This is a genomic window from Oceanicola granulosus HTCC2516, assembly GCF_000153305.1.
Classification (GTDB): Bacteria; Pseudomonadota; Alphaproteobacteria; order Rhodobacterales; family Rhodobacteraceae; genus Oceanicola; species Oceanicola granulosus.
The window spans coordinates 1,629,325-1,648,883 of sequence record NZ_CH724107.1; the positions used below are offsets into that span (position 1 = coordinate 1,629,325).

21 protein-coding genes and 1 tRNA gene are annotated in these 19,559 nt (G+C 68.0%); 13 read left to right on the forward strand and 9 right to left on the reverse strand.

What is annotated here, in order from left to right; translation table 11 throughout:
* Positions 1-47 precede the first annotated feature (47 nt).
* Together OG2516_RS07690 and OG2516_RS07695 are read right to left on the reverse strand one after the other, a co-directional pair.
* Positions 48-797, reverse strand: a complete 750-nt coding sequence (locus OG2516_RS07690) for a ChaN family lipoprotein (RefSeq protein ID WP_007255077.1) — start codon at positions 795-797, stop codon at positions 48-50.
* Position 798: 1 nt separating this feature from the next.
* Positions 799-1,674, reverse strand: coding sequence for an RNA polymerase factor sigma-32 (locus tag OG2516_RS07695; RefSeq protein WP_040615681.1), 876 nt, complete (start codon positions 1,672-1,674; stop codon positions 799-801).
* A 92-nt stretch (positions 1,675-1,766) separates the two neighbouring features.
* On the opposite strand from OG2516_RS07695, the gene cobU reads away from it, so the two are divergent.
* The 4 genes from cobU to OG2516_RS07715 are packed head-to-tail and all read left to right on the forward strand — an operon-like array spanning position 1,767 to position 5,172.
* Positions 1,767-2,288: a bifunctional adenosylcobinamide kinase/adenosylcobinamide-phosphate guanylyltransferase gene (gene cobU / locus OG2516_RS07700; RefSeq protein ID WP_040615019.1), complete on the forward strand. Its 522-nt coding sequence runs from the start codon at positions 1,767-1,769 to the stop codon at positions 2,286-2,288.
* Positions 2,285-2,863 carry a histidine phosphatase family protein gene (locus tag OG2516_RS07705; protein ID WP_007255081.1) on the forward strand — a complete coding sequence of 193 codons (579 nt, stop codon included), beginning with the start codon at positions 2,285-2,287 and terminating at the stop codon, positions 2,861-2,863. The genes cobU and OG2516_RS07705 overlap by 4 nt, the downstream gene beginning before the upstream one ends.
* 58 nt (positions 2,864-2,921) lie before the next feature.
* Positions 2,922-3,617, forward strand: a complete 696-nt coding sequence (locus OG2516_RS07710) for a glutathione S-transferase N-terminal domain-containing protein (protein ID WP_007255082.1) — start codon at positions 2,922-2,924, stop codon at positions 3,615-3,617.
* Between the two features lie 40 nt (positions 3,618-3,657).
* The gene (locus OG2516_RS07715) at positions 3,658-5,172 is read left to right on the forward strand and encodes a YifB family Mg chelatase-like AAA ATPase (protein WP_007255083.1); all 1,515 of its coding nucleotides are present in this window, start codon (positions 3,658-3,660) and stop codon (positions 5,170-5,172) included.
* A 3-nt stretch (positions 5,173-5,175) separates the two neighbouring features.
* Here the strand turns inward: OG2516_RS07715 and OG2516_RS07720 are convergent, their stop codons facing one another.
* Positions 5,176-5,835, reverse strand: coding sequence for a GntR family transcriptional regulator (locus tag OG2516_RS07720; RefSeq protein ID WP_007255084.1), 660 nt, complete (start codon positions 5,833-5,835; stop codon positions 5,176-5,178).
* A gap of 30 nt (positions 5,836-5,865) precedes the next feature.
* Positions 5,866-6,558, reverse strand: coding sequence for a M48 family metallopeptidase (locus tag OG2516_RS07725; protein WP_007255085.1), 693 nt, complete (start codon positions 6,556-6,558; stop codon positions 5,866-5,868).
* 126 nt (positions 6,559-6,684) lie between these two features.
* Between OG2516_RS07725 and OG2516_RS07730 the strand changes: the two genes are divergently transcribed.
* The 8 genes from OG2516_RS07730 (at position 6,685) to OG2516_RS07760 (ending at position 11,399) form a co-directional block, all read left to right on the forward strand.
* Positions 6,685-7,023 carry a TIGR02300 family protein gene (locus OG2516_RS07730; protein WP_007255086.1) on the forward strand — a complete coding sequence of 113 codons (339 nt, stop codon included), beginning with the start codon at positions 6,685-6,687 and terminating at the stop codon, positions 7,021-7,023.
* Between the two features lie 92 nt (positions 7,024-7,115).
* Positions 7,116-7,191 (forward strand) — tRNA-Ala (locus OG2516_RS07735).
* A 115-nt stretch (positions 7,192-7,306) separates the two neighbouring features.
* Positions 7,307-7,555, forward strand: coding sequence for a metal-sensitive transcriptional regulator (locus OG2516_RS19500; RefSeq protein WP_192808361.1), 249 nt, complete (start codon positions 7,307-7,309; stop codon positions 7,553-7,555).
* A gap of 5 nt (positions 7,556-7,560) precedes the next feature.
* Entirely contained in the window at positions 7,561-8,016 is a 456-nt protein-coding gene (locus OG2516_RS07740) for a DUF411 domain-containing protein (protein ID WP_245544278.1), read from the forward strand.
* A 266-nt stretch (positions 8,017-8,282) separates the two neighbouring features.
* On the forward strand, positions 8,283-8,774 hold the full coding sequence (locus OG2516_RS07745; RefSeq protein WP_007255088.1) for a c-type cytochrome: 492 nt from the start codon (positions 8,283-8,285) through the stop codon (positions 8,772-8,774).
* 149 nt (positions 8,775-8,923) lie between these two features.
* A complete protein-coding gene (locus OG2516_RS07750; protein ID WP_007255089.1) occupies positions 8,924-9,895 on the forward strand; it encodes an ABC transporter substrate-binding protein in 972 nt (323 codons plus the stop codon).
* Between the two features lie 20 nt (positions 9,896-9,915).
* Positions 9,916-10,692: an ABC transporter permease gene (locus OG2516_RS07755; protein ID WP_007255090.1), complete on the forward strand. Its 777-nt coding sequence runs from the start codon at positions 9,916-9,918 to the stop codon at positions 10,690-10,692.
* Positions 10,671-11,399, forward strand: a complete 729-nt coding sequence (locus tag OG2516_RS07760) for an ABC transporter ATP-binding protein (protein ID WP_007255091.1) — start codon at positions 10,671-10,673, stop codon at positions 11,397-11,399. The genes OG2516_RS07755 and OG2516_RS07760 overlap by 22 nt, the downstream gene beginning before the upstream one ends.
* A 47-nt stretch (positions 11,400-11,446) precedes the next feature.
* On the opposite strand, the gene OG2516_RS07765 is transcribed toward OG2516_RS07760, so the two are convergent.
* The 5 genes from OG2516_RS07765 to OG2516_RS07785 form a co-directional block, all read right to left on the reverse strand.
* Positions 11,447-12,439 (reverse strand): LysR family transcriptional regulator, encoded by a 993-nt coding sequence (locus OG2516_RS07765; protein ID WP_192808362.1) that lies wholly within the window; start codon positions 12,437-12,439, stop codon positions 11,447-11,449.
* A 299-nt stretch (positions 12,440-12,738) separates the two neighbouring features.
* Positions 12,739-13,842: a sensor histidine kinase gene (locus tag OG2516_RS07770; RefSeq protein ID WP_007255093.1), complete on the reverse strand. Its 1,104-nt coding sequence runs from the start codon at positions 13,840-13,842 to the stop codon at positions 12,739-12,741.
* Positions 13,829-14,290 (reverse strand): response regulator, encoded by a 462-nt coding sequence (locus OG2516_RS07775; protein ID WP_040615020.1) that lies wholly within the window; start codon positions 14,288-14,290, stop codon positions 13,829-13,831. Before OG2516_RS07775 ends, OG2516_RS07770 begins: the two co-directional genes overlap by 14 nt.
* Entirely contained in the window at positions 14,287-16,521 is a 2,235-nt protein-coding gene (locus OG2516_RS18940; protein WP_156799294.1) for a sensor histidine kinase, read from the reverse strand. Before OG2516_RS18940 ends, OG2516_RS07775 begins: the two co-directional genes overlap by 4 nt.
* A gap of 4 nt (positions 16,522-16,525) precedes the next feature.
* Positions 16,526-17,260 carry a response regulator gene (locus tag OG2516_RS07785; protein ID WP_050769121.1) on the reverse strand — a complete coding sequence of 245 codons (735 nt, stop codon included), beginning with the start codon at positions 17,258-17,260 and terminating at the stop codon, positions 16,526-16,528.
* Between the two features lie 589 nt (positions 17,261-17,849).
* Here OG2516_RS07785 and OG2516_RS07790 point away from each other — a divergent pair.
* Complete coding sequence (locus tag OG2516_RS07790; protein WP_050769122.1) at positions 17,850-19,487, forward strand: alpha-glucosidase; 1,638 nt, start codon at positions 17,850-17,852, stop codon at positions 19,485-19,487.
* Positions 19,488-19,559 lie beyond the last annotated feature (72 nt).

A 19,559-nucleotide genomic window follows, 5' to 3' on the forward strand; every position in this document is an offset into this window, starting at 1 on the left:
CGCCCGCATCGTAGGGCGGCGGGCGCGGGCGCGCCAGCACCGGTCGGTCAGCGGAAGGCGGCGCAGGGGTCTTCGCGCTCGGGCGGCGGAGAGACGGAGACGGCGTCGAAGGGGACGTCCCCTCCCGGCAGCGCCTCGAACTGGCCGAGGGCGAAGACCTCCACCTCCGGTCGCACATGGGCGATGACCGCGGGCACGCCACGGTCGGTCCGGGCATGGCCGGTGCCGGTGATGAGCACGACCGGCCCGCCCGTTTCGTCGAGCGCCCGGAGGGTGGCGGCGGCAAAGGCGGCGTCGCGCGCCCGCTGCGCCTCGACCATGCCCGGCAGCATCGCCTCGGGCAGCGCGTCGCAGTGGGCCTCGGCCTGCTCCCGGGCCAGCGCCTCCCGGGTCGGCCCGTCGAGCGGACGCAGGAGCGCAGGATCGACGATTGCCGCCGCGCCCTCGGCCATGGCACGGCGGATCGCGTCGCGCCCGAGCGCCGCGCCGTGGATCGCCGCCCCGGGCGCTGCCGCGAAGATCGGGTGATAGAGCGCGAAGTCGGGCCACCCCGTCTCCGCCCACCCGAGAGCCGTACCGAGCGCGTCGGCGTCGTCGCGGGAGACGTCGGCGGCGGCCGCCGCCTGCGCCGGGGTCAGCATCTCGAAGACCAGCGCAGCGGGCGCGACCTCGGCGACCCATCCGGCCTGCACCCGGTGATGGTCGGGATTGTCGTGGATCTCCCCGAGAACGAACACATCCTGAGCGGCCACCGCCGAAGCCGTGGCCAGCAGGATCAGGAGCGCCCGGACGAGCATGTCAGAAGAAGTTCATAACTTCCCGCGACTCCGTCTCGAGCATCTTGCGCATCTTGCCGAACGCCGCCGCCTCGAGCTGGCGCACCCGCTCCTTGGACAGCCCCAGCTCGTCGCCCAGCGATTCGAGCGTGCGCGGGTCGTCGCGGAGCTTGCGCTCCTTGACGATGAAGCGCTCGCGCTCGTTGAGCTGGCTCAGCGCGTTCAGCAGCCAGTGGCGCAGGGTGTCGATGTCGTGCGAGTTCTCCACCTTTTCGGCAGCCTGCATCCCGTCGTCCTCGAGCGCCTCGATCCATTCGCGGCCCTCGTCCTCCGCCGACTGGGTGGCGTTGAGCGAGTAGTCCGAGCCCGACAGCCGGCCTTCCATCATCTCCACGTCGTGCAGCGGCACGCCCACCTCCGCGGCGATCATCTCGCGCATCTTCTGGCGGTCGATCGGCGCGCCCGAAGCCGCGGCCTCGCGCTCGAGCCGGGCCTGAACGCGGCGCAAGTTGAAGAACAGCGACTTCTGCGACGAGGTCGAGCCGGTGCGCACCATCGACCAGTTGCGCATCACGTAATCCTGGATCGACGCCTTGATCCACCAGACCGCGTAGGTCGAGAAGCGCACCCCGCGGTCGGGGTCGAACTTGTCAGCGGCCTTCATCAGGCCCAGCGAAGCCTCCTGGATCAGGTCGTTCATCGGCGCGCCGTAGCGGCGGAACTTCGCGGCCATGGAGATCGCGAGCCGCATGTAGGCGGTGATGAGGCGGTGCAGCGCCCGCTCGTCCCGCTGGTCGCGCCATGCATAGGCGAGGCGCAGCTCGGTCTCGGCATCGAGAAGCTCTGCCTGCATCGCCTTGCGCGACAATGTCTGATCGTTGAAAGCTGCGACTGCCATGAGCATCCCCCGGAGCGTGATGGTTGGACCGTTCTTGCTGACGATCCTCTTTACGATGTGGTAATGCCTGTGGATCGGTTTAGGTTGCACGGATGGCCTTGCAAAAACTGTCTCTTGTTCTAGGCGGGGCCGCTTCCGGCAAGTCCGCGTTCGCCGAAAACCTCGTCGTCGCGTCCGGTCGTCCGCGCGTCTACCTCGCGACGGCACAGAGCTTCGACGCTGAAATGACTGGCAAAATCGCCGCCCACCGCGCCGCGCGCGGGGAGGGCTGGGAGACGCTCGAGGTGCCGCTCGACATCGCGCCTGCGCTCGCGGCGGTGTCTGCTGAAAAAATGGTCATCCTCGACTGCGCGACCCTGTGGCTCACCAACCTGCAACTTTCGGGTGCCGATCCCGCCGGCGCGCCGGAGCGGTTCGTGGCGGCGCTCGAGGGCTGCGCCGCGCCGGTGGTGGTGGTGTCCAACGAGGTCGGCCAGGGGATCGTGCCGATGCACGAGATGAGCCGCGCCTTCCGCGAGGCGCAGGGCCGTCTCAACCAGGCGGTCGCCGCGCGGGCCGGGCTGGTGGTGGCGGTGATGGCGGGGCTGCCGCTGGTGCTGAAGGGCGCGCTTTGAGCCGCTGGACCTGGGTGCGCCACGGCCCGACCCACGAGCGCGCCATCCTCGGGCGGCGCGACGTGCCCGCCGACCTCTCCGACACCGCCGCTCTCGCCCGGCTGCACGCCGCGCTGCCCGCCGGCGCGCTGCTCGTCTCCTCCGATCTCGCCCGCGCCACCGCCACCGCCGACGCGCTCGCCGGGAGCCGCGAGCGGCTGCCGCACGAGCCGGACCTGCGCGAGTTCGACTTCGGCGCCTGGGACGGGCTGACCCCGGCCGCGGTGTCGGCGCGCGATCCGGTCCTGTCGCGCCGCTTCTGGGAAGGGGAGGCCGATCTGGCCCCGCCGGGCGGCGAGAGCTGGGCCGACGTGGCGCGGCGGGTGGCGACGGTCGTCGACCGGCTTGCCGCCGCCCATCCCGGCCGCGACATCGTCGCCGTGGCCCATCTCGGCGTCATCCTGACCGCCCTGCACCGCGCCCGCGGCGGGCGGCTCTACGACACCCTCGCCCAGCGCGTCTCGCCGCTGTCGCTGACCGAGATCGCCCGGACCGCCGGCGGCTGGCAGGTGGGTCGGGTGGATCACCGTCCGTGATGGACCCGCGCAGGGATGAATGTTCGGCAGGCGCGGCTTGCCGCGCTAGGCTGGCGGCATGACCTATGATCTCTTCATCGCCGACCGCGCCTTCTCGAGCTGGTCGCTGCGCGGCTGGCTGATGCTCGAGAAGTTCGGCCTGCCCCATCGCGTGCACGTGGTCGGGCTCTACGACGGCACCATGGAAGAGGACATGGCGCCCTTGGCGCCGGCCCGGCTCGTCCCGGTCGTGCGCACCCCCGAGGGCGACGTGATCGGCGAGAGCCTCGCCATCGCCGAGACCCTCGCCGAGCGCCACCCGGAGGCCGGGCTCTGGCCCGCCGACCGCGCCGCGCGGGCCGCGGCGCGCTGGCTGGCGGCCGAGATGCATGCCGGCTTCGGCGCCCTGCGCAGCGCCTGCCCGATGCAGCTCCACTCGGTCTACGAGGGCTTCGAGCCGCCCGCCGCCGTCACGGAGGACCTGGCGCGGATCGAGGAGCTGTTCGCCCATGCCCGCGGCAAGGCGGCATCCGGGCCGTGGCTGCTCGGCGCCTACAGCCTCGCCGACGTCTTCTACGCCCCGGTCGCCGCGCGCATCGTCGGCTACGGGCTCGCGGCCGGCCCGCTCACCACGGCGTTCACCGAAGCGACCCTCGCCGAGCCCGCCTTCCGCCGTTGGCGCGCCGAGGGGATCGTGCGTCTCCCCGAGCCGATCCCCTACCTGCTCGACCTGCCCCGCCGCCCCTGGCCGGAGGTCTCGTTAACCTCGCCTTAGGACCGAGGCCGCTACCCCTGCGGGAGCAGGGAGACAGGTCATGGTCGCCACGGCTCACACCGTCGCGTTCGAGGGAATCGAGGCGCGCGCCGTCGAGGTGCAGTGCGCCGTCGCGCCCGGCCTGCCCGGATTCGCCATCGTCGGCCTCCCCGACAAGGCGGTGTCGGAGGCGCGCGAGCGGGTGCGCGCGGCGCTCAACGCGCTGACCATCGCGCTGCCCTCGAAGCGCATCACCGTCAACCTCTCGCCCGCCGACCTGCCGAAGGAGGGCTCGCACTTCGACCTGCCGATCGCGCTCGCGGTGCTGGCCGAGATCGACATCCTGCCCCACGACCGGGTGGCCGGCATCCTCAGCCTCGGCGAGCTGTCGCTCGACGGCCGCCTCGTCGCGGTCAACGGCGCGCTGCCCGCCGCGATGGCCGCCGCCGCCGAAGAGCGCTGCCTGCTCTGCCCCGCCCCCTGCGGCGCCGAGGCGGCATGGGTGGGCGCGTGCGAGGTCTACGCCCCGCCGAGCCTGGCCGAGGCCATCCGCCACATCACCAACCAGTCGCCCCTGCCCGCCGCCAGGCCCGGCGAGGCCGTCGCCGCCGAGAGCGGCCGCGACCTCGCGGACGTGAAGGGGCAGGAGCGCGCCCGCCGCGCGCTCGAGATCGCCGCCGCCGGGCGGCACCACCTGCTCATGGTCGGCCCGCCCGGCTCGGGCAAGTCCATGCTCGCCGCCCGCATCCCCGGCATCCTGCCGCCGCTGACCGCGCCCGAGGCGCTCGAGACGTCGATGATCCACTCCCTCGCAGGCCTGCTCGAAGACGGCGGCATCAACCGCGCCCGCCCGTTCCGCGAGCCGCACCACACCGCCTCCATGGCCGCGATCGTCGGCGGCGGGCGCGGCGCACAGCCGGGGGAGATCAGCCTCGCGCACAACGGGGTGCTGTTCCTCGACGAGTTCCCCGAGTTCAACAAGTCGGTCCTCGAGACCCTGCGCCAGCCGATCGAGACGGGCGAGGTCGTCATCGCCCGCGCCAACGCCCACGCCCGCTACCCCTGCCGCTTCATGCTCGTCGCCGCCGCCAACCCCTGCCGCTGCGGCCACCTGAGCGACCCGGCCCGCGCCTGCTCGCGCGCGCCCGGCTGCGGCGAGGACTACATGGGCCGCATCTCCGGCCCGCTGATGGACCGCTTCGATCTCCGGGTCGAGGTGCCGCCCGTCGCCTTCACCGACCTCGACCTCCCCGGCCACGGCGAGACCTCCGCCGCCGTGGCCGGGCGGGTCGCCGCCGCGCGGGCGCGGCAGGAGGCGCGCTACGACGAGGATGCGGACGTGCGCGCCAATGCCGACGTCGAGGGCGGCCGGCTCGAGGCCGTCGCCACGCCCGACGCCGACGGCCGGGCGCTGCTGTCGCGGGTGGCGAACAGGTTCGGCCTGTCGGCGCGCGGCTACCACCGGGTGCTGCGCGTCGCGCGCACCGTCGCCGATCTCGACGGCGCCGAGGAGGTCGGCCGGGCGCACGTCGCCGAGGCGGTCAGCTTCCGCCTCGCCACCGGCGCCGAGGTCTAGATGTCAGCCCTTGAGCATCCGCAGCCCCTGCGTCGCGTCGGTGCGCACGGCGAGGCGGAGGCCCGGCTCGTCGCCGGCCCGCAGCGCGGCGAGGATCAGCCGGTGGTGCCGGGGCGGCTCGGAGCGGCGCAGGCGGCCGTAGAGCGCGGCCATGGTCGGGCCGAGCTGCAGCCACACCGTCTCGGCCATGGCGAGAATCGCGGGGGCCTGGGCGCGCAGGTAGAGGGTCCGGTGGAACTCGAGGTTCATGCGGATGTAGCCCGTCGCATCCTGCCGGGCGACCATCTGCGCCACGCCGTCGTTGATCGCCGTCAGCCGGTCGATCAGCGCGAAATGCGCGCGCGGCAGGGCGCGGCTGGCGAGCTCCGGCTCGAGCAGGGCGCGCAGCGAGGCGAGCTCCTCGATCCGGTCGTCGCTGAGCGCCGGCGTGGAGGCGCGACCCGACGACGACAGGAACAGCGCCCCCTCCGCCACCAGCCGCCGCACCGCCTCGCGCGCCGGGGTCATCGAGGTGCCGTAGTCGCGCCCGATCCCGCGCAGGGTGAGCGACTGGCCCGGGCGCAGCTCGCCGTGCATGATCCGCGTGCGCAACGCCCGGTAGACACGGTCGTGCGCCGCGCCCGGTGCCGGGGCCGTCGTCTCGGAGCGGGTCTGGATCAGCATGTCGCGAGTGTGATCACGGAGCCGGCCGGGTCAAGGCTCGAACCGCACCTGGTGCAGCGCGCTGCCGTTGTCCCGCAGCCACGCCCGCGCCGCCGCGTGGTCCGGCAGCAGCCGCGCCACCACGGCCCAGAAGGCGGGCGAGTGGTTCATCTCGACGAGGTGGGCGACCTCGTGGGCGGCGACGTAGTCGAGCACCTCCGGCGGCGCCATCACCAGCCGCCACGAATACATCAGGTCGCCCGTCGACGAGCACGATCCCCAGCGCGAGCGGGTATCGCGCAAGGTGATCCGCCCGTAGGTGCGGCCGAGCGCGGCGGCGTGGTGGTCGGAGCGCGCGGCGAGCCGGTCGCGCGCAGCGGTCTTGAGGAACGCCCCGATCCGCGCCCCGGCCCGCTCGGGCTGGTCGGGCAGCCACAGCACCCCGTCCTCGAGCCGCGACCCGCGCACCGCCCCCGCCCGCACCGGCAGCTCGCGCCCCTCGAACGGCACGCTGCCGCCGAGCCGCGCCACCCGGCCCGCGCCGATCCCGGCGAGATGCCCGCGCAGCCACTCCTCCCGCGCCCGCGCGAACTTCAGCCCCTCGCGCTCGGACACCCCGCGCGGCAGCGTCAGCGTCACCCGCCCGTCGAGCCGCGAGACGCGCAGCGACAGCCGTCGCGCCCGCGCGGAGCGGCGCAAGTTGATGTCGATCGGGGGGTTGCCCAGACGGTGTGTTTCGCCCATATCCGCCACTCTGCCCTCGGGTCGCCCCGGAGGGTTTTGACACCGCGCGCACCTTATGGCAGGGGAGCGCGATCCGCTGCAAGCCGAACGACGGCCGCCAAGCCAAGAGATGAAGGAAGAGCGAGAATGCCCAAGGAAGAGTGGGGAACCAAGCGCGTCTGCCCGACCACGGGCAAGCGCTTCTACGATCTGAACAAGTCCCCGATCGTCAGCCCCTACACGGGCGAGGCGGTCAACATCGAGACCGGCAAGACCCGCACCATGGTCGCCGATGCCGAGGACGCGCAGACCAAGAAGCTCGAGACCAAGGACACCGAAGAGGAACTGGTGCTCGACGACAGCGACGACGACGAGGACGATGCCGATGTCGATCTCGGCGACGACGTGCTCGAGGACGACGACGACGAGGACACCGTCTCGCTGGACGAACTCGCCGACGTTTCGAGCGACGACAGCGAGGACTGACCTCGCGTCACGGCTTCGGGGAGATTTTTTGCCTTGATCTCTCCGAAGTGGCTGCGTAGAGAGCGGCACGTCGCGGCGACGCGGCACAAGGCGGGGCCTTAGCTCAGTTGGGAGAGCGCTTGCATGGCATGCAAGAGGTCAGGGGTTCGACTCCCCTAGGCTCCACCAAATCCCCCCTCCCGATCCCACGACCCGGCATGACGATACTGACGCCGTAGCGCCTGTTCCGCCGGCCGCCGACCTGTCATTCTGGGGCGGACGCCGTGTTCCGGAGGTGGTTTGGGTGGTCCACGACACGCACAGCAAGCAGCCGATCCAGACCCGCCTGTCACGCCCGGCCGGACAGGTGCAAGGTGTGGCGCGGATGGTGGAGGAAGACCGCTACCGCGTCGACATCCTCACCCAAACGGCGGCGATTCGCTGGGGCCCGCGGGCGGTGGAGCGGAACCGGTCAGGATGTCCCGCGCCCGCCACCCCGCCTTACCTGGCGGACCTTTCCATTCTCTTAGCGTCACGCAAGGAATCACGATGACTTCGATGACAGTAACCCGCCGCAGTCTGCTCCTCGGAGCGACCGCCGCGTTCACCCTCGGCACCGCCGCGCGCGCCGCGACGCCGACCGGCCCGCAACTGCTCCACATCACCAGGGACCCGAGTTGCGGCTGCTGCACCGCCTGGGCCGATCTCGCGCGTGAAGCCGGCTACATGGTCGAGATCACCGAGACCGACGACTACGCCGGCATGAAGGCGGAGGCAGGCGTGCCCGAGCCGCTCTGGGCCTGCCACACCGCCCGCGTCGGCGGCTACATCGTCGAGGGCCACGTGCCGTTCGCCGCGATTGCTCGGCTGCTGGCCGAGCGGCCCGACATCACCGGCATCGCCGTCCCCGGGATGCCTCTGGATTCGCCCGGCATGGGCGGCGGGCTGCACGCGACGGCGGACGTCGTCGCCTGGGGCGGGCTGGCGGGCGACGCCACGCCCTTCGCCTTCTGATGGCACGCGGCGGCGTCCTCACCGACGCCGGGTCAGCATGTCGCCTCAGTATCCTCGCACGGCCAGGTCTCACCGATCTCTGCCCGGCACCGCCTCCCCGCGCCGGGCCTTCCCGAAGTGACCGATCGACTGAAACCCGTTATACCGGTCAAAGGTTAAGCCTTCGTGTCTGGCCGGCCAACCTGCCGCTCATGCCCGGCGACGTAAGCAAATTCCAGGGAGGAAACGTGTCGAATCAAGCTCAAACCAGAGACAAGATGCGGTGGATGCTGGCCGCCGCGGCCCTCGCCATGCTGCCCGGCGCGCTCGCCGCGCAGGACGCGCCCAGTGCCGCCCCCGACCCTGAGCTCGTCGCGGAGGGAGAGGATGTCTTCCGCCGCTGCCGCTCGTGCCACATGGTCGGCGAGGACGCGCAGAGCCGCGTCGGCCCGATGCTCAACGGCATCTTCGGCCAGCCCGCAGCCGTTCACCAGGACGATTTCCGCTACTCCGACGCGATGATCGAAGCCGGCGAGGAGGGGCTGGTCTGGACCCACGAGACGCTCGCGGCGTACCTCGAGAGCCCGCGCGACTATGTTCCCGGTACGCGCATGGCCTTCGCCGGCCTGCGCACCGAGGAAGAGCGCGTCGCCGTCGTGGCCTATCTCCAGACCTTCTCGCCCGACTACGACCCGGCCGAGATGGATGGCGAGGCCGCCATGGACGACGAAGGCGACATGGCGGCCGAAGAGTCCGAGGGCGAAGACGCCGCCGAGTGATGCTCGGACACAGCGGGCAGCGGCGCGAGTCGCTGCCCGCCCGGTCGACGGCCGATGGACCCTCGGCGTTGTTTCGCATAGCTTCCCGCCGACACGGGCCGAGGTAACGATTACAAGGCCGCCGATCGGCAGGGAAGCAGCGTAAGAACATGATCCACGTGATAAAATGGGCCGCTGGCCTCACCTTTCTGAGCACCGTCGCGGCGGCGCAGGACCTGCCCGAGGTCGAGGTGGGCGTGCTCTCCTACGGCACCGCGCAGTGGGAGATGAAGGTCATCCAGGACCACGGCCTCGACGAGGCCCACGGCGTCGAGCTCGTGCTGCGCGATCTCGGCAGCGAGCAGGCGGGCGACGTGGCGCTGCAGACCGGCGACGTCGACATCATCCTCACCGACTTCATCTGGGTCTCGATCCAGCGCAACGAGGGCCGCGGGATCACGCTGGTGCCCCACAGCCGTGCCGTCGGCGGGCTGATGGTGCCGCCCGGAAGCAGCATCGCCGGCGTCGACGACCTGCCGGGCCGCACGATCGGCATCGCGGGCGGGCCGGTCGACAAGAGCTGGATCATCCTGCAGGCCTACTACGCTCAGCGCCACGACGATCCGCTCGCCGACGCGGTCGAGGCCCGCTTCGGCGCGCCGCCGCTCGTCAACGAATTGCTCGCGTCCGGCGAGCTCGATGCGTCGCTCAACTTCTGGCACTGGAACGCCCGCGCCAAGGCCGCCGGCATGAGCGAGGTGATCTCCGTGGCCGACATGCTCGGCGCGCTCGGCATTTCCGAGCAGGCGCCGCTGCTCGGCTGGGCGTTCACCGACGAGACCGCCGCGACGAAGCCCGAGGCATTGCGCGGTTTCCTCGACGCCTCCTTCGCCGCCAAGCGATTGCTGCTCGAGGACGACGAGGTCTGGGAGGGCCTGCGCGAGGTGATGCGCGCATCCGGCGACGACGCGCTGTTCGCCCAGCTGCGCGACGACTACCGCGCCGGGATCATCGCGAGCTTCGAGCCGGCCATCGTCGAAGCCGCCGGGCAGACCTTCGAGATCATGGCCGAGTTCGGCGGCGCCGACCTCGTGGGCGAAACGCCGACCATGGCCGAGGGCACCTTCTGGACCGACTACTGAGACGCGCTCCGGAGACGGATGTGACCGCCGGGCGGCCACGGTTCCGGCAGGGGGCTGGGCTGGCGGAATGGATCTCCATCCCGCTCCTGCTGCTGATCTGGCATGCCGCCGCGACGATCCTGCAGGATCCAACCGTGCCCTCGCCCGTCGCCGTCGTGGCGGAACTCGTGGCGCAGGTGGTCGACGGGCGGCTGCTCGAGGACTTCGCCAAGACCCTCGCGCGCGTCGCCGCCGCCTTCGCCGTCTCGATGCTGCTGGGCTGCGCCATCGGCGCTCTGCTCGGCCGCGTCCGCTTCGCCGACGGTCTGTTCGCGCCCTGGATCGTCATCGGGCTCAACATCCCGGCCATCGTCGTCGCGATCGTCTGCTACATCTGGATGGGTCTCTCCGAGATCGCGCTCGTCACCGCCGTCGCCATCAACAAGACCCCCCTCGTCGCAACGACCATGCGCGAGGGTGTACGGGCGCTGTCGGCGGAATACCGCGAGCTCGCGCAGGTCTACCGGATGAGCCCGTGGCGGCGGCTGCGGCTGGTCGAGCTGCCGCAGCTGATGCCATACCTGCTCACCGCCGCGCGCACCGGACTGTCGCTGATCTGGAAGATCGTGCTCGTCTTCGAGGTGCTCGGCAGCGACGGCGGCGTCGGCTTCCGGATCGGCATCTTCTTCGGCTTCTTCGACATGACGGCCATTCTCGCCTACACCCTCGCCTTCATCTGCGTCGTCTTCGCCGTCGAATACGGCGCAATGCGGCCGCTGGAGCAAAGGATCCTCGGATGGCGACCGGCGCAGCGCTGAGCATCGACATCAAGGAGAAGCGCTTCCCGCTCCTGTCCGAGCCGCTGTTCCGGGGGCTCGCGCTGGCGGTTGAGCCGACGTCTCTGGTGGCGGTGCTGGGGCCATCGGGAGTCGGCAAGTCGACCTTGCTGCGGATGGTCGCGGGGATCGACACCAGCTTCGCGGGCCGCATAGATGTCGGCGGCAGCCCGGCGCACCTGGCCCGGCCGCCCGGCTTCGTCTTCCAGGACCCGCGCCTGCTGCCGTGGCTCGACGCGACCGCCAACGTCCAGGCGGCCGGCCCAGGCGTCAGCCCCGCCGCAGCGCGCGAGCTGCTCGCCGAAATGGGCCTGCGCGACTTCGCCACCGCCCTCCCCCACCAGCTCTCGGGCGGCATGCAACGCCGCGTCTCCGTCGCCCGTGCCATTGCGCTGAAGCCGGAGTTGCTGTTGCTCGACGAGCCGTTCGCCTCGCTCGACGACGGACTGGCGAGCGACCTTCAGGGGCTGGTCCTGCGGGTGACCGCCGGCCACCGCCCGACGACGGTGCTTGTCACCCACTCGCCCCGCGATGCCGCCCGCCTCGGCGACCGGATCATCGTGCTCTCGGGCCGCCCGGCCCGCATCGCGGCCGACATTCGGCCCGACATACCGCGCGATGATCGCACCGCCGCCGATCATCGCGCCATTGCCGAGGCGCTGGCGAGCCGGATAGCGGCGCTGCGTTGAGCCTCGGCCGCGGGAATACGCAGTCTCACTCGCCGAGGTGCTGCGGCCTAGTCCAAGAGGTCCGTGAACGGCTGGTAATTGTCGGGAACCATTTCCAGCGCGTAATCTTCTTCGGCGAACGACTGGAGGCGGCCGAGGATCTCGGCATAGGCGGGGATCGACATCAGGTGCTTGGGCATCGCCATCACGACCTCCCGCGAAAGCCATTCGATACCGAACCACCGCAGCTTGCGCACCTGCGACTGGGGGAGGTTGGGATATAGCGACAGCGGGCAATGCGCCGTCGACAACCCCTCGCTCGTGAGGTCGACCGCGACGCTGTAGGTCATCCCGCCAAACACCGTTGACGCCGTTGGCAGGTAGTGGCGATACCAGTCGTCGCTCCCGGGCTGCAGCGGGGCGTCGCCGAACAGCGCCACGTAGCGGCCGAGCGCCGGGTAGGTCTGGAAGGCCTCCGCGTCGCCCTTCAGCGCCGCTCGCAACGCGTCCGTCGGGATCTCGGCCGGCACCACCCAGGCAATCGTGTCGCGAAACATCGGGGTGATTTTGTAGGAGGTATGTTCCTGTTCGAGGCTCGTCTTGTTGACCAGCGCGAAATTGAGTTGGTGCATGCGAAGCCGCTCGACGATCTCGCCGCTGTTGAGCCCCCAGACCTGCTCGAACCGTGCGTTGGGATCCACATCCAGCGTGATCCGCGCCGCCGTCCCGACAAACCGGCCCCGCAAGGTCGGCGTCGTGCCGAGCCGGACCTGCGCGGCATCCTCGGAAAATCGCGCCGCGTGACTTTCGATGGCGGCATCGTAGCGCCAGAGCAGATCGCTCGCCGACTTGAACCAGAATTCCCCCGCCGCCGTCAGATCGACCTGTCCGGATCGATTTCGATGGATCAACTGCGCCCCGAGGAACTCTTCCAGCTTGGCAAGTTGCTGCGAGATCGACGGCTGGGAGAGGCCAGTCCGCCGCGCCGCCTTGGTGATCGAGCCGGACACGACGACGGAGCGAAAAATCTCCAGCTGTTTCAACGTCACCCGGTTCAGCAAGCCGCGCTCCACCCCGTGCCGCCTGCCCGTCCCACCACGTCGTCCTGCCTCTCCACAACCCGAGCATATAGCGAATCGAACGCCACGAAGACAGGTCCACCCGCGCCTCGTTCAGCCTCTCCGATGATCTTGCCCTGACAGGAGAAGCCGTCGCCTCGGCCATTTGCGACCGATCCCGTGGGAAGGTCAAGTCGACGCTCTGCTGCATGCGCCAGCAGGCACGCAGCGGCTGCCGGATATACCGCAGAACGCGCCGCATCACCGTGAACAGTGGCGGTGTCATCAACCGAAGTGCTCCCTCACGACGCCTCACGAAGCGTAGCGTCAGCCGTGCCGCTCCTCCGAGGTAGGATCACCCTGAACGTTGCTCCCTCCTTCGGACGGGACTCGCACCAGATCCGCCCCCCGTGCCTCTCCGCGATCTTCCGGCATGTGGCCAAGCCAAGCCCGGAGCCCGGCACGTCAGATGTCACGCGGCTGAACGGCTCGAAGATGCGCTCAAGTAGATGCGCCGGCACTCCGACGCCGTTGTCCGAGACGGTCATCTCCAATCCGTCGGCGCTCTCCCTGACCGCCACCTCGACCTCGACGTCCGCTCCTCCGTGCTTGAGCGCGTTGGCGACAAGATTTCGCAGCAACTGTTCAAGCTGCGGGCCCGATCCGTGAACCTGCGCCACCCCGACATCGACGGAGACCTTCGCGCCGCTTTCCTTGATATCCGGGCGCAGCACCCAACAGACGGACGCCAGCAAATCAGCCACATCCACTTCCGCCCACCGCTGATCGCCGTCGAAGCGGATATGCTCTGCCAAACTGTCCACGAGCGCGCCCAGCTTTCCCGCCGCCTCGCCGAGGAGAGCGTGGCCCCGCATCGCTTCACCCGTCTGCCCCTCTGTCAGGTCTTCGGCCACCTGCTCCGCCAGAGTGCGCACGGCCCGGATCGGGGCCTTGAGATCGTGCACGAGCACATCGCAGAAGATCGCCAGCTCCCGCCGCTGCTCCTCGAGGCGCCAGTGCAGCTCCGCCATCGCCATCGCGTTCTGCAGCAGCCGGTCGAGTGCAGTCAGGTCCAGCGCTCGCTTCGCGACATATTCCGTCGCACCTCGTTGAATTGCAGATTTGGCGATGTCCTCATCGCCCTGACCCGTCATCAGGATGAACGCCGCGCGCGGCCAGCGCCGCTTGAGATCGCTCAAGACACTCAGCCCACTGTCCCCGGGCAGCAGATGATCCAGGAGAACGACATCCGGAACGACCGCGTCGAATGCCCACGCTGCATCCGCGGACCGAACTTCGTGCACCCTTGCTGGCCGCCGGCCCTTCGCAAGCAAGCGGCGCACGAGCGCCCGGTCGCCGTCGTCGTCATCGACAACCAATATCTCGAGGGGATCAATGGCGGACATCGGCGATCCGCATGTCGGGCAGCCGAACGATTCGCCGGTAATGGTCGAGGGTCGCCACGAGGCTGTCGAAGTTCGGGCCGGCCCGCTGCTTCAGGATGTATCCTGCAACCTGCTCTCCATAGGCCGCCATCAGGTCGCGGACGTCGTCGGACGTCGTGATGACGAACACCACGGCTCGCTTCAGGCGCGGATCCGAGCGCAGTTCGGCGAGGAACTCGATGCCGTTCATGCGCGGCATGTTGAGATCCACGAGCAGCACGTACCGGGGCGGAGCCCGCCCGCTCTCCCCTCTCAGCAGCGACAGCGCCTCAACGCCGTCGATGACCCGCACGACCGGGTTCGCTATACCAGCTTTCTGAAGTGCTCTCCGGATCGCCTTGGCGTCTCCGTCATCGTCCTCCACGAGTACGATGTCGAGTGGCTCTGTTGCCGCCTTGAAATTAATCATGCCGCTATCTCCCCTTGTCGATTATCGATGGCTACCTTTGGCCAATGGAGTTCGAAGGCGGATCCGCGCTGACCGTCTGAGTAAAGCCTGATACTACCGCCAGCGACCTCGGTTTGCTTCTTGACCAGCGCGAGCCCCATCCCGCTTCCATCCACATGGTCGCGCGGCTTCAGGGTCTGAAACATCTCGAAGACCTTCTCGTGGTACTTCGGCGGGATACCTGGACCGTCGTCTTCAATACGAATGACATGCATTGCTCCGGCATCTCGAGCGGATACGTCAACCGACCCATGCTGTTGATCATGGTGCTTTATCGCGTTCCCAATCAGGTTTAGCAGAATCATTTGGATCGGCATGCGACGCAGCCGCAGATGCAGGAAATCCTCGCCCACATTCAGGTGGAAGCCATCTGGCAGGCACAGCAACGCAGCGACTGCATCAATGACATCCCCGCCGGTTGTAAATTCCGCAACATCCTCGTCGCGTCCGATGCGGGAATGCTGCAGAAGATCGTCGAGCAACCGGTCCATGCGCTCAACCCGGACTTGCAGCAAGTCCAAAGACTCTCGCGTGTCTTCGGTCAAATGAGGTGCCAGGTCCTCTTCCAGCCAGACGGCGGCGTTCTGAATAACCCTGAGAGGAGCCCTCAAGTCGTGCGAGGCGACGTAGGCGAACTTGTCCAATTCGGCATTGGAAGTCTGCAATGCTGCTAAAAGTTTCGCGGTCTGTTCGTCAGCCTGCAGCCTCTCGGAGATATCCCTGACGATGGCAATGAACTGCTCGCCACCGGCCACCTCAATTCGACTGATTGAAACCTCGAGCGGCACAATATTCCCATCGCTGCGCAATCCTCTGATGCCGGCCTGTTCATTCGTCAGCTGCGGAACAGGATTTTTCGAGGCAAGATCAGTCCATTCTCGAAGGATGTCCGGCGGCAGCAACAGGTCAATCTTGCGACCGACCAGTTCCGCCTTTTCGTATCCGAAAAGGTCTTCCATCGCATCGTTGACGTCCTCTATGGTACCATCGCGCCGCACGGACATGACACCATCCGCAATTCCTGCGAAAAGCGTGCGGTAACGCTCCGACTCGCGCTGGAGGCGGTCCGCCAGTTCCGCAAATGCGCGTGCCAGTTCTCCCGCTTCGTCGTCCGCTTCTGGCTGCAAACTTGCGAGGTTCAGCGTTTCGGTGCCGCTGCTTCGGATGGTGGCAGTCAGTCGGCGCAATGGCGCCGTGATACCTGCACCGATGAGGGAAGCAAGGCTAGCAGATGTCGCGGAGAAGATCAGGGAGGCAATGCCAACTCCAAGTAGATCAACCGTTGGCCTGAATAGGTCTTCCTCGCGCGCCACAGTGAGAACGTAGAGGCTGAAAGGAGTACCCGCTGCCGGCACAACGACCTCGGACCGGTAGATTACCTCTTCATCCAGAACCGCCACTGTTGAACTTTCTTCGAGTATGGCCGCCCTCTCGTCCGAAAGACTCTTTCGCTCATCCCTGAACACAAGCCGTGGCGGCAGGCCGGTGCCGAAGCTCATGTACTCGGCAACGTCTGTGGCGATCGTCACTTCGAAATCGTCGCTGAAATTCTCGCCGGCCGTCTGAAGCATGCGCTCGAAGTCGGCATTGATCACAATGACACCGAACAGCTGGCCGCTTGTGTCCTGCACCGGCTGCACCACCCGTATGGTGGGGGGCCCTACGGGTTGGCCGTGCTCACGGTTATAGGTGATGCGGGAAAAATAGGCCTCGCCACTCTGCAAGCTTTGCAAGCTCGCGAGATAAGGTTCTGCGGCTTTGCTCTGCAGCGACCCGCCCCGCACTCGCTCTATTCCGCTAGGACCTTGATCAACACGTACGAGCTCTCGCCAATCGCTTTTCTGGCCGATGAAGCGCACCTGGCTGTAATGAGGGCGGCTTCGCAGCATCCCAACGAACAAGGATTCCGACCGGCTGCGCAGAGAGGGCGAAACGCCTCCGCCCGCAGTTATGGAGCTGATGATGGGCATGGCGGCCAACAGTTCGGCATCGGCCGCCATCAGGTTGAACTGCCTTCGAACCGGCTCCACGTGCTGCTGTGCCGCTGTCTCCAGCGCCTCCTCTGCGCGCTCCTCCCGACGCTCCGCCTCGATCAGCTGACCTAGGGTGATGACAACCGAGGAGGAAAGCAGTGCGACAGAGAACGCCAGAAGCGCGAATTTCGCCTGGAGGGAAAGGCGCAAGGGTTTCATGCGCTCAGGAAAGCACGCGGGGAGCAAGAAAGCCCTTCAGCGGTGGCTGCGGGTCATCCTCCTCGATAAGCACGTCGATCTCGTCGATGAAATCCAGCAGCTCGCCGCAGGCGTCCTCCAGGACGAGCGCTCCTTCGCGCGCGGTATGGATGGTGGCCTTGTCGCCTCGCAGCTTTCCGATCTGCGCGAGCATCGTGCGGATGACATTGCGCATTTCCGGGGCACAGACGCGCGTGAATCGCTCGATCGTCCGCTTCATCGCGACTTGCATCGCCCGCTCCCGACTGATCGTGGCGAGCAGCAGCTTCCGTTCTATCGCCGTGGTGATCGAGCGGCGGATGGAGTCGATACTGAGGTCGTCCTTGATGAGATAGTCGGCGCAGCCCGACCGCATCGCTTCGACCACCAGATCATGCTGGTTGCTGCCGGTTACCATGATGGCGATCGCGTCGTCCTGACCTTCATGCTCGGCGACCATCCGCAGGGCCTCGAGCCCGGTATCCATGCCGAGATTATAGTCAATGAAGATGACGTCGTAGCTCCAGACATCCAATGCCTTGCGGAGCTCCAGAATACCGCCGACCTCGGTGAAGGCGAAGTCCAGCCCGGCCTTGCGGCAGAGGCGGGCAAGGTGCATTCGGTCAGCTTCGGCGTCATCGATGATGAGCGCGGTTAGCTGCATCTTTCGGGCGCTCAGCGACGCGACATCGACACCCGGTTGCATGACAAGTGCTTTCATTTTGCCTCCTGATGGATTGGACGGCGGAGAGCCCAGCCGGCTCAATCGACCTACCTCGTGAGTCTCTAAGAAACCGTGAATGCCCGGCTGGATGCGTCTCAAATCTTCCGTATTTCCGGCGTCCACCTTCACCGCGCCTTTACCTCTTTCCGGCTAGACAAGCGGCGGCCAGTAAAGTGGGGCTTGGATGTATAGGCGTACGACAAAGCAGCGAATTCACGGGCGGGAACCGTCGTTGCCCTTGATTTCAGAACTCAATTGGAGGCCGCATTGCTGGCGCTGCCCGGCGGCCGCTGCGCGTCATCACCAGCGCCATCGTCGCCCTCTGCCGTGCCCTCGGGTGTCCTCTGCGAGGGCGTCCGCAACGAGGCGGAGCGGGCGCTCCTCGAGGACGCCGGCTGTTCCGGCCTGCAAGGGCTATCATTACGCCGTTCCCAGGCCGCTGGCCGAGCTCGGCCGCTGGCTCGCAGACCGCCGCCAGCGGCTGGTGTCCGCGTGATGATGCCGCAGGTCTCTGCTTCTCTGTCAAATCGGCTCCTCGGCCGATATAGCGCTAACGGACTTCAGCTTCGGACGCACGGGAGAGCGCATGGCAAAGCGAGAATGGTGGCGGGACGCGGTGATCTACCAGATCTATCCGCGTTCGTTTCAGGACGATTCCGGCGATGGGGTCGGCGATCTCACGGGGATCACGCGGAGGCTGCCGTACGTCGCAGGGCTCGGCGTGGATGCGATCTGGCTTTCTCCCATCTTCGTGTCGCCGATGGACGACATGGGCTACGACGTTTCGAACTATACCGACATCGATCCTCTGTTCGGGACGCTCGAAGATTTCGACACCCTGATCGAGACAGCGCACGGCCTCGGCCTCAAGGTCATCGTCGACCAGGTGCTCAGCCACACGAGCGACAAGCACCCGTGGTTCGAGGAGAGCCGCGCGAGCCGCGACAATCCGAAGGCCGACTGGTACGTCTGGGCGGAGCCCAATCCCGACGGCAGCCCGCCCAACAACTGGGCTAGCGTGTTCGGCGGCTCGGCCTGGGAGTTCGAGCCGCGGCGGCGTCAGTACTACCTGCACAACTTCCTGATTTCGCAGCCCGACCTGAACTTTCACACGAAGGCGGTCCAGGACGCCCTGCTCGAGACGATGCGCTTCTGGCTGGATCGTGGCCTCGACGGCTTCCGCCTCGATACCGTCAACTACTACTTCCACGACCCGAAGCTGCGCTCGAACCCGCCCGCCGATCACGGCGGCTTCGGCATGGCGACGGACGTCTACGGCATGCAGCAGCATATCTATGACAAGACGCGCCCCGAAAACATCGCGTTCCTGGAGCGGCTGCGCAAGCTGACCGACCAGTACGAGGACGTGATGATGGTCGGGGAAGTCGGCGAGGATGGCGAGCGCTCGATCGCGGTCATGGGGGAATATACCAGCGGCACCGACCGGCTGCACATGTGCTACTCCTTCGCGATGCTCGGCCCCTACTACAGCGCCGACCATTTCCGCCGTTGCATCGAAGGCTTCCAGAAAGGCGCGCCGGACGGGCAGCCGAAGTGGTCGTTCTCCAACCACGACGTGCCGCGCCACGTCGACCGCTGGGCGACGCATGCGCAGGACAGCGACGCCCTCGCCCGGCAGGCGATCGCCGTCCTTGCCTCGTTCGAGGGGGCGATCGGCATCTACCAGGGCGAGGAGCTGGGCCAGACGGAAACCGAGCTCGTCTACGAAGAGCTGACCGATCCGCCCGCGCTGCGCTTCTGGCCGCAGGTCAAGGGCCGGGACGGCTGCCGGACGCCGATGGTCTGGGAAGCGGACGCGCCGAACGCCGGCTTCTCCAGCGGCGAGCCGTGGCTGCCCGTCAAGGCACCGCAGGCCGCGCGCGCTGTGGATGTGCAAGAGGCAAGGAACCACAGCGTTCTGCACACCTACCGGGAGGTTCTCGCCTTCCGCAAGGCGACCCCGGCTCTGCGCCAAGGCTCGACGACCTTCCTCGACCTGCCCGAGCCGGTGCTAGGCATTCGGCGGACGAGCGGAGACGACAACGTGACCTGCCTGTTCAACCTCTCCGCGAACACGCTGCACCTCGACCTCGATCGCGCTGCCGGGGCTATCGGCCCGCGTCATGCCGCGCTGCGCGACCGCTCCCTGAGCCTGCCGCCGAACGGGTACTGCTACCTTTCCCACGAGGGCGCGCTCGGCGCGACCGTCTCGACCGACGCTTGACGTCGCGGACGGTGCGCGCGCGCTGCGCGCACCGTCTTCACATTCGCGAGCGCCCACCCTAGCGTCGGCGCC